General features: G+C 50.9%; 13 protein-coding genes and 1 pseudogene. 7 read left to right on the plus strand and 7 right to left on the minus strand.

Annotated elements, in window-relative coordinates:
* From ACLUYS_RS00915 to dnaA, 6 genes are all read right to left on the minus strand, one after another.
* Window positions 1-1411, minus strand: a 1411-nt coding sequence (locus ACLUYS_RS00915; protein ID WP_412658702.1) for a DNA topoisomerase (ATP-hydrolyzing), incomplete at its 3' end; no start/stop codon positions are given.
* Between the two features lie 140 nt (window positions 1412-1551).
* Window positions 1552-3528, minus strand: coding sequence for a DNA topoisomerase (ATP-hydrolyzing) subunit B (gyrB, locus tag ACLUYS_RS00920; RefSeq protein ID WP_230266962.1), 1977 nt, complete (start codon window positions 3526-3528; stop codon window positions 1552-1554).
* Complete coding sequence (gene recF / locus ACLUYS_RS00925) at window positions 3521-4621, minus strand: DNA replication/repair protein RecF (RefSeq protein ID WP_412658687.1); 1101 nt, start codon at window positions 4619-4621, stop codon at window positions 3521-3523. Before recF ends, gyrB begins: the two co-directional genes overlap by 8 nt.
* On the minus strand, window positions 4618-4821 hold the full coding sequence (gene yaaA, locus ACLUYS_RS00930; protein ID WP_230266964.1) for a S4 domain-containing protein YaaA: 204 nt from the start codon (window positions 4819-4821) through the stop codon (window positions 4618-4620). Before yaaA ends, recF begins: the two co-directional genes overlap by 4 nt.
* Window positions 4822-5247: 426 nt before the next feature.
* Complete coding sequence (dnaN, locus tag ACLUYS_RS00935; RefSeq protein ID WP_230266965.1) at window positions 5248-6387, minus strand: DNA polymerase III subunit beta; 1140 nt, start codon at window positions 6385-6387, stop codon at window positions 5248-5250.
* Between the two features lie 172 nt (window positions 6388-6559).
* Window positions 6560-7903, minus strand: a complete 1344-nt coding sequence (gene dnaA / locus ACLUYS_RS00940; protein ID WP_230266966.1) for a chromosomal replication initiator protein DnaA — start codon at window positions 7901-7903, stop codon at window positions 6560-6562.
* 1402 nt (window positions 7904-9305) lie between these two features.
* Between dnaA and rpmH the strand changes: the two genes are divergently transcribed.
* Genes rpmH through ACLUYS_RS00960 form a run of 4 tightly spaced genes read left to right on the plus strand, consistent with a single transcriptional unit; the run spans window position 9306 to window position 11530 of the window.
* Window positions 9306-9440, plus strand: a complete 135-nt coding sequence (gene rpmH, locus ACLUYS_RS00945) for a 50S ribosomal protein L34 (protein WP_230225730.1) — start codon at window positions 9306-9308, stop codon at window positions 9438-9440.
* Between the two features lie 40 nt (window positions 9441-9480).
* Window positions 9481-9843 (plus strand): ribonuclease P protein component, encoded by a 363-nt coding sequence (rnpA, locus tag ACLUYS_RS00950; RefSeq protein ID WP_230266967.1) that lies wholly within the window; start codon window positions 9481-9483, stop codon window positions 9841-9843.
* Window positions 9824-10885 (plus strand): YidC/Oxa1 family membrane protein insertase, encoded by a 1062-nt coding sequence (locus ACLUYS_RS00955; RefSeq protein ID WP_230266968.1) that lies wholly within the window; start codon window positions 9824-9826, stop codon window positions 10883-10885. The genes rnpA and ACLUYS_RS00955 overlap by 20 nt, the downstream gene beginning before the upstream one ends.
* Before the next feature lie 6 nt (window positions 10886-10891).
* A complete protein-coding gene (locus ACLUYS_RS00960; RefSeq protein ID WP_288338974.1) occupies window positions 10892-11530 on the plus strand; it encodes a protein jag in 639 nt (212 codons plus the stop codon).
* 170 nt (window positions 11531-11700) lie between these two features.
* On the opposite strand, the gene ACLUYS_RS00965 is transcribed toward ACLUYS_RS00960, so the two are convergent.
* A complete protein-coding gene (locus ACLUYS_RS00965) occupies window positions 11701-11970 on the minus strand; it encodes an HTH domain-containing protein (RefSeq protein WP_230266970.1) in 270 nt (89 codons plus the stop codon).
* A 202-nt stretch (window positions 11971-12172) separates the two neighbouring features.
* Here ACLUYS_RS00965 and ACLUYS_RS00970 point away from each other — a divergent pair, with 202 nt between their 5' ends.
* The 3 genes and pseudogenes from ACLUYS_RS00970 (at window position 12173) to mfd (ending at window position 16688) form a co-directional block, all read left to right on the plus strand.
* On the plus strand, window positions 12173-12427 hold the full coding sequence (locus ACLUYS_RS00970) for a hypothetical protein (protein WP_230266971.1): 255 nt from the start codon (window positions 12173-12175) through the stop codon (window positions 12425-12427).
* Window positions 12424-12981 (plus strand): annotated as a pseudogene (gene pth / locus ACLUYS_RS00975) (aminoacyl-tRNA hydrolase); the annotation flags it as partial. The gene ACLUYS_RS00970 and the pseudogene pth, both read left to right, overlap by 4 nt.
* A 269-nt stretch (window positions 12982-13250) precedes the next feature.
* Window positions 13251-16688 (plus strand): transcription-repair coupling factor, encoded by a 3438-nt coding sequence (gene mfd, locus ACLUYS_RS00980; protein ID WP_412658691.1) that lies wholly within the window; start codon window positions 13251-13253, stop codon window positions 16686-16688.
* The last annotated feature ends 2 nt before the right edge of the window (window positions 16689-16690 follow it).

Consider the following 16690-nt stretch of genomic DNA (forward strand, 5'->3'; position numbering starts at 1 on the left):
TTTCCGTGCGGCGTTCATCGCCGTACTTGGCTTCGATATCGTCGAGGTTGCTGCGAATGATATCGAGAACGCGGGAGTGGTTGGCCAGGATATCCTTGAAGTCCGCGATTGCGGCCAGCAGCTGTTCGTATTCGTTTTCAATCTTCTCGCGTTCCAGTCCGGACAGACGGCGAATCTGCATGGCGAGGATCGCCTTGGACTGCAGATCGTCCAGACCGAACTGCGCGTTCATATCTTCAATCAGACCGGCTTCTTCCTTGTGGGAGGAACGGATCAGGTTGATCAGTTCATCGAGATGGTCGAGCGCAATACGCAGACCTTCGACAATGTGCAGACGCTCCTGCGCTTTCTTCAGGTCGAAACGGGTCCGACGGACGATGACATCCGTCTGATGCTTGACGTAGTCAATGATCATCTCGCGGATCGTCAGCTGTTTTGGTCTTCCGTTTTCAAGCGCCAGCATGTTGATGCCAAACGTAGACTGCAATGGCGTTTCTCGGAACATCTGGTTGATGACAACATCTTCCTGAACGTCCTTTTTCAGATCCATGACGATACGGATACCTTCACGGTTGGATTCATCGTTCAGATAGGTAACGCCCTGGACTTTCTTTTCGCGGATGACCTGCGCCATCTTCTCGTACAGCTTCATCTTGTTGATGCCGTATGGAATTTCGTAGTAGATGACACGCTTCTTGCCGTTGGGCAGATCTTCGATGCGGTACTTCGAACGGATCGTGATCGAGCCGCGTCCGGTTTCATACGCTTCGCGAATGCCTTTGCGGCCAAGAATGATGCCGCCGGTCGGGAAGTCCGGTCCGGGCAGATATTCCATCAGTTCCGGTACGGAAATTTCCGGATCGTCCATGACCGCCTTAATGGCGCGGACGACTTCGGTGAGGTTGTGCGTCGGAATGTTGGTGGCCATGCCGACCGCAATACCGACTGCACCGTTGAGCAGCAGGTTCGGAATGCGGGACGGCAGAACCGTCGGTTCTTTACCGTCGCCGTCATACGTTTCAATGAAGTCGACGGTTTCCTTGTTCAGATCCGCAACCATTTCAGTTGAAATCTTGGACATGCGGGCTTCGGTGTATCGCATAGCCGCAGCGCCGTCGCCGTCCAGGGAACCGAAGTTTCCGTGACCGTCAACGAGCGGGTAGCGATAAGAGAAGTCCTGCGCCATGCGGACCATGGCGTCATAAACGGCGGTATCGCCGTGCGGGTGGTATTTACCAATAACATCACCGACGATACGGGCACTTTTCTTGTGGGCGCTGCCCGGGGTAATGCCCAGGGTTGCCAGCGCATAGAGAATCCGGCGGTGAACCGGCTTCATGCCGTCGCGTACATCCGGCAAAGCGCGCTGTACGATAACCGACATGGAGTAGTCCAGAAACGAATCTTTCATCTCTTTCGAGATTTCAATATCTTCAATCGCGTCCCTGGCTTTCTGGCTTTCCTCATCAGAAAAGGAATCGTCCAGAATATCTTCTTCGGGAGTTTTATTTGCGTTATCTTCCATAAATGGATATTTCCTTTATTTCCTTTCTAGAGATCCAGAGTCGCGTATTCCGCATTGTTCTGAATAAATTCTTTACGGGGTTCGACGTCTTCGCCCATGAGCATGGCAAAGGTATCGTCCGCCATCATCGCGTCTTCAATCGTGACACGCTTGAGGATACGGCGTTCCGGGTCCATAGTCGTTTCCCAGAGCTGTTCGGCATCCATTTCACCAAGACCCTTATAGCGCTGTACTTTGTAGCCGTCCTTGTACTCGGCACGCAGAGCATCCATTTCCTGTTCCTTGTAGGCGTAGTCCATGCGCTTGCCTTTCTGAATCTTGTACAGAGGCGGCTGGGCAAGATAGACGTAGCCGTGTTCAATAACTGGCTTCATGAAGCGGTAGAGGAACGTCAGCATGAGGGTGGCGATGTGCGAACCGTCGACATCGGCATCGGTCATGATGATGATCTTGTGATAGCGAAGCTTGGAGAGGTCCGTATTTTCCTTAAATCCGCATCCGAACGCCGTGATCATCGAGTTGATTTCCGCGTTGGCGAAAATCCGGTTTTCTCTGGCTTTTTCCACGTTGAGGATTTTTCCGCGCAGCGGCAGGATGGCCTGGGTACGGGCATTTCGGCCCATCTTGGCCGAGCCGCCGGCAGAGTTACCTTCGACGATAAAGATTTCGCATTCACTCGCATCGCGGCTCGAGCAGTCCATCAGCTTTCCAGGAAGGGAAGTGATGCCGTCGAGTCCCGATTTGCGCTGTACGGCTTCACGGGCCTTGGCTGCCGCAATGCGCGCGCGGCCGGCTGTGAGACCTTTTTCAACGATCGCCTTGGCTTCGGTCGGGTTTTCCATCAGGAAGCGGTAAAGAGCGTCGCCGAAAATGCTGGAAACGATTTTGCGGACTTCGCTGTTTCCGAGCTTCGTCTTCGTCTGTCCTTCGAACTGCGGGTCCGGATGCTTGATCGAAATGATCGCTGCCAGACCTTCCTTGACATCGTCCTGCGTGAGGGATTCGTCTTTTTTCAGAAGGTTGTTTTCCCGCCCGTACTTGTTCAGAACACGGGTCAGGGCCAGACGGAAGCCGTCTTCATGGAAGCCGCCTTCAGGGGTATTGATGTTGTTGACGAAGGAGTAAATCTGGTTCTGGTAATCCCGGTTGTACTGCACCGCGACTTCGACCAGAATGTGGTCCTGTCCGCCCTCGGCGTAAATTACCTTGTCGGAGATGACTTCCTTGCCTTTGTTCAGATGGCGGACATATTCGATAATGCCGCCTTCGTACTGATACTCCTTGCAGACAGGATGTTCGCCGCGCTCGTCGCAGAGAGTCATTTTCAGATCCTTGTTCAGATAGGCGAGCTGACGAATACGGGAATCGAGCACATCGAAATTGAACTCAGTCGTTTCGGTAAAGATTTTCGGATCCGGTTTGAAGCGTACGGTCGTACCGGTACGCTCGGTCGTTCCGATCTGCTTGAGCGGCGCCACGGTATGGCCGCCGTTTTCAAAGCGGATGTAGTAGCGTTTGCCGTCCTGGTCAACGGTGACTTCGAGCCACTCGGAAAGGGCGTTTACAACGGAAGCACCGACACCGTGCAGACCGCCGGAAACTTTATAGGCGCCGCCGCCGAATTTTCCGCCGGCGTGCAGTACGGTCATAATGGTTTCTACCGCACTGATTTTTGTTTTCTGGTGAATGCCTACCGGCATGCCTCGTCCGTTATCCCGAACGAGAATGGAATTGTCTTTTTCAATGACAACATCAATCTGGCTGGCGTAGCCGGCCAGGGATTCGTCAATGCCGTTATCGACAATTTCCCAGACGAGATGATGAAGACCTCGCGAAGACGTTGAGCCGATATACATGCCAGGACGCAGACGAACCGCTTCCAGACCTTCCAGAACCTGGATATCGTTGGCGGTATAGGCATGATCGACATGAATTGCTTCATCTTCAAGCTTGTCGAACTCAAGAACAGAAGCCTCGAGCGACTTGTTTTCAGTTTCAGACATCAAATATTCCCTCCTTCATCTTGCCGTGATCAACTGTATAAAACTTGACCGGCCGCTTGAACCAGCCTGGGGAGACGGGTTCGGCCGTGGTAATAAAAATCTGAATTTCTTCCGGAAAAGAGGCGATGAGCCCCTGCCGGCGGGATTCGTCGAGCTCCGAAAATACATCATCGAGAAGCAGGACGGGGTTCTGTCCGGTCTTTTCCCGGATCACCTGACAAAGTCCGATTTTCAGCGCCAGCATGACCGATCGTTTCTGGCCCTGGCTGGCGGTCTGCGTAATCAGCTTTCCGTTAAGATAAAATTCAAGATCATCCTTGTGGATGCCTGCGGACGTTGTTTTCATGCGGCGATCCCGCTCAAGCGTCGAGTCATAAATCTGCCTGAGCTGTTCGCGGATATCCTGATCGGGATCCACACAGGTTTTGTAGCGAATGCTGAGCTGTTCCTTCCCCTGCGAAAAACGAGGAAAGATTTCAGAGGCTTTCTGTTCCAGAAGCGTGATAAAGGCGCGCCGCTGCACAATGAGCACGGCCTGCGCCTCAATCATCTGGGCTGTCACGGTCGACAGCAGAATTTCATCGGGTTTCCACGATTTAAGAATCGCGGAACGTTCCTTGAGCAGTTTCTGAAACTGGGAAAGAAGCGACGTGTAGGAACGGGAAAGCTTCACCAGTTCCATATCGATCATTTTTCTTCTTTCCTTTGGCGAATCTGAAAAAAGGGTCAGATCGTCCGGTGAAAAGAGAACCGCATTGAGAATGCCGACAAACTCCGAAAAAGAGCGGACCGGCTTGTCATTGCGGTACAGAAATTTTTTCCCCTGTGAAAACACCGTTTTCAGCTTTTCGAGGCGGCCTTTGTTTTCGATGGTTCCTTCGAGCACAAATGAATCCTGGCTGTGCCGGATTAAGGACAGTGTCTTTGATGTTCGCCACGAGCGCAGGTGGCTTAAAAAGTAAATGGATTCGAGAAGATTGGTTTTTCCCTGCGCGTTTTTTCCCCAAAAGATATGAATCGTATCCGGATCAAAAGAAAAAGAAGCCGTTTCGAAGTTTCTGTAGTCAGAAAGCTTCAGCTTCTGTATGTTCATTCAATCTCAATCCGAATATTGCCGGTTTCTACGACATCACCCGAACGAAGCTTCTTTCCGCGTCGGTTTTCTGGCTCTGCGTTTACGAGCACTTCGTTCTGTGCCAGCCACGCTTTGATCTGCCCGCCGGAGTCAATGACATTGCAGGCTTTCAGCAGCTGCTGGAGGGTAATATATTCATCTTTCAGGTTAAACTTCATATTTGAACCTCACTTCAAGCTCAATTATATCAAAAAAAGCCTTTATTTTCCACAGGACAGAGATCACCGCCGGAACATAGGGAAATACGATGAATCAAAAATTCAGCGTTACGGCCCTTTAAACGGCTTTTTTGAGAAAGAATCCTTCGCATGGGGCACATATTGTGACTTTGAAGGGTGCAAATCGCTTCTCAAATTCGACAAGGCGGCGACGGGCCGCCTCGTTTTCTGGAAAAAGGCCTTTTCTAAGCCTTTTGAGCGCCTTCCAGGTCTGCATGCGAACGGATGACGTTCGGCTTAGCGGACGCTTTCGATTTTCCTGTGCAAAAAAAAAACGAGCCGGTGCTCTGCAGCATGCAGCATCGGCTCGTTTTTTGTATGGACAGAAATAAATCGTCGTATGAAAAATGCAGGAAACAGGAAACGCTAGACGTTGCTGCGCATGGCGACAAAGAGCAGTTCGAGGGAAGGGTCATCCGGGAGGGTGATGTAGAGCGGTTTGAGTTCGCCGCTTAGTCCGAGATTGAATTTTTCATGATCCTTAATCGCCCGCAGACCATTGATCATCAAACTCGCGTTAAACGCGATATTTCCCGACTCTCCATCCATCTCCATCTTTTCAATATTCTGGCGGCAGGATCCGAGCGTACTGGAAAGAACTTCGACAAACGTCTGATCCGGAGTATAGGTCATGCGTACTGGAATGACGGAAGAATCCGAAGTCTGCGCGCCCGTATAAATGATCGAACGGCTCATCATGCCTTCGAACTCATTCGTATCGAGAATCATATGGGTTGTCGGATGCGTCTGCAAAATCCGGTCGCAGTCGGGGAATACGCCGTCGTAGAGCGTCGTCTGCAAAAGCAGATCGTCCTTGACGAACTGAATGCGCTGACGGTCGAGATATACATCGCATTCGCCTTCGCTTCCAAAAAGCGAAGCCACGAGACTGATGGCTTTGACCGGGATGTTCGCCTGGGCGGACGCATCGGTCTGTACCGGTACAATTTTGCGGGCCATCGCCAGCGTATTGGTCGCCGTCGCGATCAGTTTATGGTCATTGATGCGCAGGTTGACGCCGTTGAGATAGACACGCGGGCTGTTGGTTGCCGCCGCAAAGGCTACCTGACGGGAAATATCCTGCAGCGCATGAATCGGCAGCGTCAGATGCTTCGCCGGCTGCGTGAGATTGGGATCCGGGTATTCGCTGGGGGCGCGCCCAAACAGTTCGAATTTGGAATCGGAAGGCCCATTAAAGCGAATCAGCGTATCGTCGATCGATTCGACGTGCAGGATATCGCCGTTCATGCGGCGGGTCAGTTCGATCAGAGCGGAGCAGCGAATGATAATGGATCCGCGCTCTTCAATGACGAGCTGGTTTTTCTCATCGGGAGAAATGACGACCTGAATAGCCAGATTGGAATCGGATCCGGTCAGAACAATATAGTCCGGAAACACCTGGATCAGAACGCCGGTCAGCGCGATGGTCGGGGAAACCGAAGGAATGGCGTGTGCAACCGTCGCGAGCTTGTCGGCAAAGTATGAACGATTAATGGAAAAACGCATGAGAAAGTTCCTTTCTTCTTCTCTTATTAAAGAATAATAACAATAAGGAATGCCCCAGACGGGGATAACTCAAAGCTTTATACGAAAGATAAAGGGAAAAAACGGAAAATCGGGGCGGGGATTGTCTGTGGATAACCCGCAAAGGCCGGGGATAACCCCCAAAAACGGTGGATTACCCGCTGATTTTCTTTCGGAGCGTATCTACAGCCTCTTTCCAGGCTGGATCGGAATCGATCAGCTTGCGAACGCGGGAACAGGACGAAGAAATCGTCGTATGATCGCGTCCGCCGATTTCCTTGCCGATGGCGGAATAGGAAATCCCCAGCAGATCGCGCATCAGATAAATGCAGATCTGTCTGGCCTGCACAATTTTTTTCTGGCGGCTTTTGCCCTCGAGATCCTGGTACGAAAGACCGTAATGACGGATGACCGCTTTCTTGACGGTTTTCGGACTGAGCTCTTCGGTCGGGGCCACAGCCGGCTCATCGCGCAGAACGCCCATCGTGAATTCCATCGTAATGGAAGGCGGATCAAAAAGGGTCGCGTTGAATAAAAGACGGTTGAGCACGCCCTCCAGTGCGCGGACGTCATGCGAATAGCTGACGGCCAGAAAATCCAGAACATCTTCATCGATGGGCTGCACCTGTTCGTGCCCGTCGAGTTTCTTTTTCAGAATCAGTTTGGCCGTTTCCGTGCCCGGTTTTTTGATGCTTACGGTAAGACCGGACTGAAAGCGGCTGATCAGACGCTTCGTCAGCGTCGGAATTTCCGAAGGATGCACGTCGGATGTCAGAATAATCTGCTTATTTAAACGTATTAATTCATTGAAGACGGTAAAGAACACTTCCTGGCAGGACGCACTGCGCAGGTTCTGGATGTCATCCACCAGAAAAAAGTCGCAGTCGATCAGCTGAGCCTTGACCACATCCACCGCATTGGAAGAGGGGTTTTTGGAGCGCATCGCTTCCAGCATGAGGCTGACCAGATCGCCCGCATAAAAATAATTGACCTTGCATTCCGGCCGGTGAACGGCGAGGTAGTTGCCCACCGCATTCAGCATGTGCGTTTTGCCCAGACCGGAACTGCCGTAAATCAGCAGGGGGTTGAAGCGGTTTTCCCGTGTGACCAGCCGGCAGGCAGCCAGCGCTTCCTGGTTGCTGGGGCCGGAGACAAAGGAATCAAAAGTATACGCCTTGTCAAAAGGGCGGTCTACCAGCTTATTGGTTCGAATTTTCAGCGCTTCGTCCGGCATCATCTGCTCCATCTCCCGCTGGGAAATGAGTTCGATCTGAAGCGTCGATCCCCAGATCTGGGAAAGAGTATCTTCAAACAGCGACAGATTATCCTTGATCAGATTGGAAGCAATGATATTTCGATAGGTCAGGTAGGCCTTTCCGTTCTCGATTTTAAATAGCGAAGTCTTTGAGATCCATGTAAGTGTGCTTTCGTCGAAATACTGGCTGGTGCGAATCATCGAAAGCGTCTGATCCCAGTACTGATTGATCGAGGAATCCATATTGAATCCATCCTTTCCACCTGGATGTTTATCATAACCGATTTTATTCCATTCGGGACGTGTGGCTATTCGCATTATCCCCTGTTTTTGGGGGATAACTCTTTGGCACACCTAGAAACGGAAAATTATCCCCAATGGGGACAATGGTGGATAACTTCAGCAAATTGTGCAGAGCCCGCAGGCTGTATCCCCGCCCAGGCTGAATCCAATCCTCCATAGCTAAAGGAGAAATCCGAGTTATCCCCCATGGGGGATTGTGCGCAGCATTCCCCTTTCCGGGGATATCTTTTCGGGGGACAGCGCGGGGATAACCAAAATGCACAGGGGGAAAGCACGCAAAGAATCTCCCAGTTTCGGGTAATTGTCCTCATTGCTTTGAAACGCGGGGAAAAGGGATGGGGACAGGATGTGGATAACCTGTGGATAACTGGGGGATAACGCGCATATCCCCCGAAAAGCGGGGATTTTCCCCTGGATTTACGGAAAAAAAGCCGCTTTTCCAAAGGCAGTCCCCCGTTTTTGACGAAATCCTGCACAATCCCCCGCAAACGGTGGATAACGGGGATAACCCGAAGAAGGCCCCAACCGGAAGATGCGGGTATGAAAACAGAGGGAGAACTGCCATACGCTCCCAGTCCGTAATCGAACCGTCCCCGCTTTCCACCCAGACGGGGGATAACTGCAAGTCACGCCGATTCAGGGCGGACGAACCAGACCATCGCAAAAAAGCCGCAGACGAATCTGCGGCTTTTAAACATCACCTGAACAGACAGTTCCAGAAAGAGGAGAGGGGGAAAGAAAGAATGGAAGACTGCATCTGGAAAAGAGACAGGCGGATAAGAAACGGGGGATAAGAAACAGGGAGAGACAGGGAAAAAGAAGGCTGTGCGGATGCATGGAGATCCGGCTGGATCGAGAACCGAAAGAAGAGCAGAACGAACAGCGGCGAGAATACTGCGCTGAAAATATACAGATAATAAAATAGGAATCGGGACGAAGCAGAAATGCTGACAATCCACAGAAAAGAAGATCACCGCTGTATTTTCGGGTGCAGGCAGGACCTGCCGGGGTCTGTGGGGGGAAGAATCCGAAAAAAAGGCGAAAAAAATTGGAAAAACCGCCTGTTTACAGGTGATTGCGCGTGTCGTTTCTGTTATCCTTGTTTACAGATTGCCACGATACAGGATCGCTGCTGTTTAGCGGTGAACAGATAGGAATCGATCAAGCTGCGCAATCCATTTTTCTTTTATATTTCGCATGAATGAAAAGGACCTTTAAGAAAATCACCCCCTGAAACGGCTTCGTGCGCGTTGACATCCTTTTTTTCATCATGATATAGTGACATGCGCAATTAATAAGAAAATAAGAATCACTCTTATAGAACGAAAGGAACTGAGTCGACATGAAACGTACTTATCAGCCAAGTAAAATCAAACACCAGAGAACTCACGGCTTCCGCGCTCGTATGGCTACCAAAGGCGGACGCAAAGTATTAGCAAGAAGAAGAGCTAAAGGCAGAAAGGTTTTATCCGCTTAATAAATCACCTGCAAAGGTGATTTTTTCTCTGTCTGAGTCAATGAAGAAACATCAGAGAATCCTTAAGAATGCAGAGTTCTCATCCATCATTTCCAAACGGAAGTCCTTCGTCTGCCCGGCCATGATTGTGTATACGGCGCCGAAAAAGGAAGAACATGCCCGTGTTGGGATCAGCGTCGGCAAGAAAGTTGGAAAAGCGGTTGTCCGCACCCGTGTAAAACGCCAGCTTCGCGCGCTGATCGATTCTGTATTCACCTTTGACGAATCGTTTGATTCCATTGTTATTGTCCGCCCTGCCTTTTTAAAGATGGATTACGAACAGAGACACAAGATGCTCTCTGAACTGCATGAGCGGGCCCGCCTAAAATACGAAAGAGGATCCCATGAAAAAATCGCTTCTTGAAAAATCACGGATTCTGTTTCTGTGCGTACTGGTATCCCTGGGTCTTGCGGCCTGTTCCAACCCGCGAGGATCTGACGGAAAAACCAAACTCGACCAGATTATTGCTCTTAACCAAGAGACCATTAATAAGGAACAGGTCAACATTTCCGAAATCACGGATGAAGATCTGAAAGCCGAAGTCGAATCTTCAGAATCAGAAACAGTAACTATTGAACCCACCAGCTGGTCCTCCTCCTGGAAGAGAGGATGGTTCGACGGTCTGATCGTCTGGCCGATCGCCCAGCTGATCAACCTGTTTGCCAGCTTTACCGATGCCGGCTGGGGCATCATCCTGGCAACGCTCCTGATCCAGCTGCTCATTTTTGCGTTCACGTTCCGTTCGCAGATTTCCCAGCAGCGCATGCAGGAAATCCAGCCGGAAATGACGCGCCTGCAGGCCAAATACGAAGGCAAGAACGACGAACGTTCGAAAATGCTGATGGCGCAGGAAATGCAGAAGCTTTACAACGATAACGACATTCATCCGTTCGGAAGCATGCTCGTTATGTTCATTCAGCTGCCTGTCATGATGGGTATGTTCTACGCCACCATGCGTGCGGCAACGACCGTATACGGCTCCTTCATGGGCATGCCGCTGTCGGAAACGCCGCTGGCCGGTTTTCAGCATCTCGACTGGGGCATCATGACCGTCTACATTCTGATGATCGTCATGTCCATCCTGCAGATGCAGATTCCGAAATGGCTTGGCAAGCTGGATGTAAAAACCGGCCGTGTCAAAGCCCAGAAGGAAGAACCGAAAGCGGGCGGCATGATGGCCAACACCATGAACATGACCATGTACATGACGACGGCACTGATCGCCTTCATGTATATTTCCTGGCCGATTGCGATGTCCTTCTACTGGCTAGTTTCGTCCATTATCCGTGCCTTCACCAGTGTTCTCAGCCACTACATTTCGCTGAATCAGAGAGAAAAACGTGAAAAAGAAGAAAGAGTACGCGATACCGAAGGCATTCTGAAAAACAGAAAGAAGCAGGGATAGGAAAGTATGGAATTTGATCGTTTTTCCGGGAAAACTCTCGATGAGGCTCTCGCCGCTGCCTGCAATGCGAAAAATGCGGCTGTTGAAGAACTCACGTATACCGTTGTAGAAGAAAAGTCTGGCTTCCTCGGTCTCGGTCGGACGATCACCATTGAAGCCTGGGCCGAAAGCGACATTATCGTTTTCCTTCACGACTACATTCAGACCTATTTTGACAACGCCGAAATGGATGGAACCGTCTCGATCGAACTCGATGACACCGGCTTCTATCGTATTTCTGTCGATACGAACGCCAATGCGGTTCTGATCGGACGTCAGGGAAGAACGCTTCAGGATTTCACCGTCCTCGTTCGTTCCGCGGCCAGCGCGGTCTTCAAGAAACATATCCGTCTGATGATCGACGTCAACGGCTATAAGGAAGAGCGCTACGAAAAAGTCGCACGCATGGCGATCCGCGTTGCCCGTGACGTACGCCGCACGAAAGTGGACGCGGTTCTTGAACCGATGCCTGCCGATGAAAGAAAAGCCGTTCATAACGCCCTGAGCGATATGGATGACATTTCCACCAAGTCGCATGGCGAAGGACCGGAACGCCGTATTCATATTCTGTATACGCCCGGAAAAGTCAGCGAGCCCGCTGAATAATCCGATTTACGCCAAATGAATTCCGAAAGAAAAGGGGATTGCTTCCCCTTTTTTTGTGCAGATTCGAAAGCAGCAGGAAAAACGACAGGAAACAGGAAAAGGACAGAGAAAATCAGAAAGGCAGAAATCCGTTTCTGGATTTCTGCCGTATACAGAACTCTTTTTCCTTTTTAAAATTCTTTGTCTTCCGGACTCAGAATATACTCCAGCGATCCGCGCAGCCGCTGATCCATGGCGATCATCCGCTCTTTCCCGATGAATTCTGGATTGTAGCCCAGCGTCAGAAGGATATCTTCCGGCGTGGCATGGCGTGTGCGCAGGCGCACATACATCAGACAGAACACCTGGGTGAATTCGATGGTATCGTTTGTCACGCGCTGGGTGTACGGATTACCCTGAAGCGCAATAATCTGTTCCAGCGTAAATCGCTTGTTTGGCATTTCTTCACCTCTTTCATACATTCATGCATGAATAGTGTTTAAACAGTCAGCTGACATTCTGATTATATCGAAGTACATTTAAATCAATGTCTATAAAGACCGAAAACGTGGTCTTTTTCTGTTTCATGACTATTTCAAATTCTGTTAAAGTTATAACTAATTTATTTATAAAAAGAATACTGTCTTCAAAAGACAAGACGGTATGGGGAATAAATGGACAGAACTTCGTTTTCAATCCGGATCGCAGGCAGAGGTGCTGGCATTCATCGATTTGACAGGGTTTGTCTTCAATCTGGCAAAAGCGAATTTTCATGTATTCCATGGGAAAAAGCATAAGATAGGAACATCGAAAACGAAGCCGAAACAGGAAGCAGAAACAAGCCGAAGCACAGCGCAATTTGCGCAGCAAGCGGATCTTTGTATCGTGCCGGATCCCGGCAAAAGGAGAAATTTATGAAACTGATTGTCGGCCTGGGAAATCCAGGCGAAAAATATTCGCGTACCCGGCACAATGCCGGGTTTATGGTCATGGACCGGCTGGCCGAAAAAGCCGGCGTGGAGATCAATAAAAACAAATTTGAAGCCCAGTACGTCAAAACCCGCATCAAGGGGGAAGACGTTATTTTGCTGAAGCCGATGACGTATATGAACAACTCCGGCTTCGCCGTTCGCGCCTGCATGGACTTTTTCAAAATTGAACCGAAGGATCTTCTGGTCATTTATGACGATCTTGATACCCCGGTAGGCGCCATCCGTCTGAAGCCGTCCGGATCCGCCGGCGGTCATAACGGAATGAAAAGCGTAATCAGCGCGGCGATGGGACAGGATTTTGACCGGATCCGCGTCGGCATCGGCCGGGATCCGAAAATTAAGATTATTGATTATGTGCTGACCCGCTTTCGCGCTGATGAAATGGACGATCTGAACGCGGCGATTGATCAGGCGGTCAAAGCGGCCTGGTTTTCCATTGATCACGGCTTTACCCAGGCGATGAATCGCTACAACGTGAAGCCGAAAAAGAAAAAGAGCGACCCGGAAGCCGAAAAGCTCGCCGCCGCGCTGAAAAAGCAGAACGCGCAGACGTTCCATTCCGGAAAAAAGGATGTTCTTTATCAGGAAGAGACCGGCCGGAGTCTTTCGGACTCTGCCATCGCCGAGCAGCTGAAAAAAGAAGCGCTCGCCGCACAGGAAGCATCTCAGAATGCATCCGCTTCGTATACCTATCAGAGAGAAGAAACACTGGATAGACAGAATAAATCCGAACAGTAAGGAGTAAGGCCATGCTTTCCGACCAGAATATCAATCCCATTCTGAATTCCATCGAAGCCAATCCCGTTACAAAGGAAATGATGTCGATTCATGGAAATGTCGGCAACCTCGGGGAGATGGAAGAAGCGCTGCTTCTGGCCGCTGCTTTCCTTCAGGATGGAAAAACACGCATTGTTGTGAAGAAAAATAAGTACGAAGCCCAGCAGCTGTACCGTCGTCTGGCGATGCTGCTGCAGGAAGTCGTACTTTTCGTCATGGATGAGTCTCTGCGTCTGCAGGCGATCGCAGCGTCTCCCGAAGAGAGGGAAGGCCAGCTGTCCGCTCTCGTGCAGATGCGTCAGGACTTTCCAAAAATCATCATTACCAATACCGCTGCCTACACCCGCTTTCTGCCGGATGTGAACTACTTTGACGAAAGCTGCCTGACCATTCGTACCGGGCAGACGCTTTCTCGAAAAGCGCTCATGGAGCATCTGCTGTGTATCGGCTATGCGCACGTCAACTACGCGCAGACCCCGGGAAGCTTTGCTTCCCGCGGCGGCATTCTCGATGTTTACTCGCTGAATTACCCGGATCCGATCCGTATCGAATTTTTTGATACGGAAATCGACTCCATCCGCTTCTTTAACCCGGATACCCAGCGGACGATCCGCGCCACTGATGAAGCGGTGCTCGTTCCGGCCAGCGATATTTTGTTCAGCGACGAACAGATTGAAAAACTTAAGGAAATTTTGCCGGTCAAACTGGAAGAACAGCTGAAACGCACAGATCCGGCGGGGCAGGAATTTTTACGGGATGCGATCGAAAAGGATCTGGAAGCGATCGAAACGCACGATCCGCAGCCTCATCTGTACCGCTACTACGCCTGGCTCGACAGCGCCTCCGTTCTCGATTATGCGCCGGACGCGATGACCGTATTCTCCACAGTGGAAGGCGTAGAAGAAAATGCGAAAAAGACTGTGCAGGATAACGTGCAGTTCATGCAGGAAGAAGTCGAAGATTTCCACGCGCTGCCCAGATACATCCTGTTTCATGATCTGTACAAACTCGAAAAGAAGTCCGAGCCGCTCAAAATTCATACGTTCCTGGATCACGATCATCCCGTCCAGTCGGGAATTGAAAACATCGACGCTCCGGGTCTGAACTACCGGCAGTGGGTTCTTGAAGAAGCCAGAAAGGACAATGTCTATTTTGCGCTCGAGCGCGAAGACGTCGATCTGCTTAAGGAAAAGATCGATATTTCTTCACTGAAGCTGACCGATCCGATTTTTTATCAGGGCTTTCGGACCCCGGATTATATGGTGTATACGCGCCGTGAAATTTTCTCGCATCTGAACCGTAAAGTGCCGTATCAGAAGACGTTCTCCCGTTCGAATGCGCTCAATAACATTATGGAACTTGAGGCCGGCGACTATATCGTCCATGCGGAATACGGAATTGGACAGTATATCGGCGTGGAAACCCGCGAGCAGAACGGAGTCAAGCAGGACTATCTGCACGTTATGTACCGCGGCAACGAAAACCTCTTCGTTCCGCTTTCTCAGTTCCAGCTGATCCGCAAGTACGTGTCCAAGGACGGTGCAGTCAAGCTGTCCAAGCTGGGCACCGGCGAATGGGAAAAGACGAAAAAGAAGGTTAACCAGAAAGTCGAAGAAATCGCCGGGCGTCTGGTCGAACTGTATGCCGCCCGTACGGAAGACATTGGATTTGCGTTCCCGAAAGACGACGCGCTCGAGCGGGAATTTGATGAATCGTTTGAATACGAATCCACGCCCGACCAGCTGCAGGCAACGGCGGAAATTAAAGCCGAGATGGAAAAGGCCAAGCCGATGGACCATCTGCTGATCGGCGACGTCGGGTATGGAAAAACCGAAGTGGCCATGCGCTGTGCCTATAAGGCGATCTGCGCCGGCAAGCAGGTGGCGTTCCTTTGCCCGACTACCATTCTTTCCATGCAGCACTACCAGACGCTTTTAAAACGTTTTGAACCGACCGGAGCGCGCATCGCGCTGGTCAACCGCTTCATTTCCACAAAGGAAATGAAAAAGATCCGGGAAGATCTGGCAAACGGACAGATCGATATTGTCGTCGGTACGCACCGGCTGCTGTCCAATACCGTCAGCTTTAAGGATCTTGGCTTTCTGATCATTGACGAAGAGCAGCGCTTTGGCGTTCGTCACAAGGAAAAAATCAAGGAAATGAAAAACTCGATCGACGTGCTGGCGCTTTCGGCTACCCCGATTCCGCGGACGCTGCAGATGTCGCTGATCGGCGTTCGCACCATTTCCCAGCTGACCACTCCGCCGGCGCACCGTCATCCGATCCAGACGTACGTTATGGAAGAGCGCGGTCCGGTAGTGGAAGAAATCATTCAGCGCGAGCTTTCCCGCAGCGGCCAGGTGTTCTTTTTGCACAACCGTGTCGAAGACATTTACCTCAAGGCGCATGAGCTTCAGCAGAAATTCCCGGATATTTCCATTGGCGTTGCCCACGGAAAAATGAGCCGTGAACAGATTGAAGACGTCATGACAGAATTTGCGCGCGGTAAATATCAGGTGCTCGTCTGCACGACGATTATCGAAACGGGACTCGATATCGCCAACGCGAACACGATCATTATCGAAAACGCAGACCGTTTCGGTCTGGCCCAGCTGTATCAGATTCGCGGCCGTGTTGGCCGACGGGAAAAACTGGCGTACTGCTATCTGCTTGTAACGCCGGACAAGCAGCTGAGCGAAGAGTCGACGAAGCGTCTGAAATCGATCAAGGAATTCACGCAGCTCGGTTCCGGCTACAAAATCGCGATGCGCGATTTGACGATCCGTGGTGCCGGCGACATGCTTGGTCCAAAACAGGCTGGATTTATCGATTCCGTCGGTCTCGATCTGTACCTCGACATGCTTTCCGATGCCATCGCCCGCAAGAAGGCAGCCGCGGGTCAGCCGGTCGATGAAGAACTGAAAGAAGCCGAAGAAACGGCGGAAGCCGACAGCGCCAGAAGCGCGAATGTGCAGATTCAGGGCTATATTCCGGAAAAATTCTCGGATAACGACGGCGACAAGCTGGCGCTCTACCAGGAAATCCGGGCCATTCGCACCGAAAAGGAACTCGAAGACTTTGAATTCCGAACGGCCGACCTGTTCGGAAAAATTCCAAAGGAAGTGCAGGCTCTGTTCGATGCCAAGCGCCTCGATCTGTTCGCTTCGCGTCCAGGCGTCGATGAAGTCAGCGAACAGAACAGCCGGATTCAGATTGTCATGAGCGCATCCTGGAGCCGGAACGAAGACGGCCTCAAGCTGTTTGAAGCCATGAACGCTCTTTCCAAGGAAATCGCGCTCACCTTCAAAAATGGACGAATTCAGGTCAGCCTGCCGAAAAAGAAAAACTATATGGCTCAGCTCAAACAGGTGATTTCGGTCCTGTCCGATCCGCTCTTTCGAAAGGGGTAAAC

Origin of the sequence: Allobaculum sp., from assembly GCF_047010065.1 — a bacterium.
Taxonomy (GTDB): Bacteria; Bacillota_I; Bacilli_A; order Erysipelotrichales; family Erysipelotrichaceae; genus Allobaculum; species Allobaculum fili.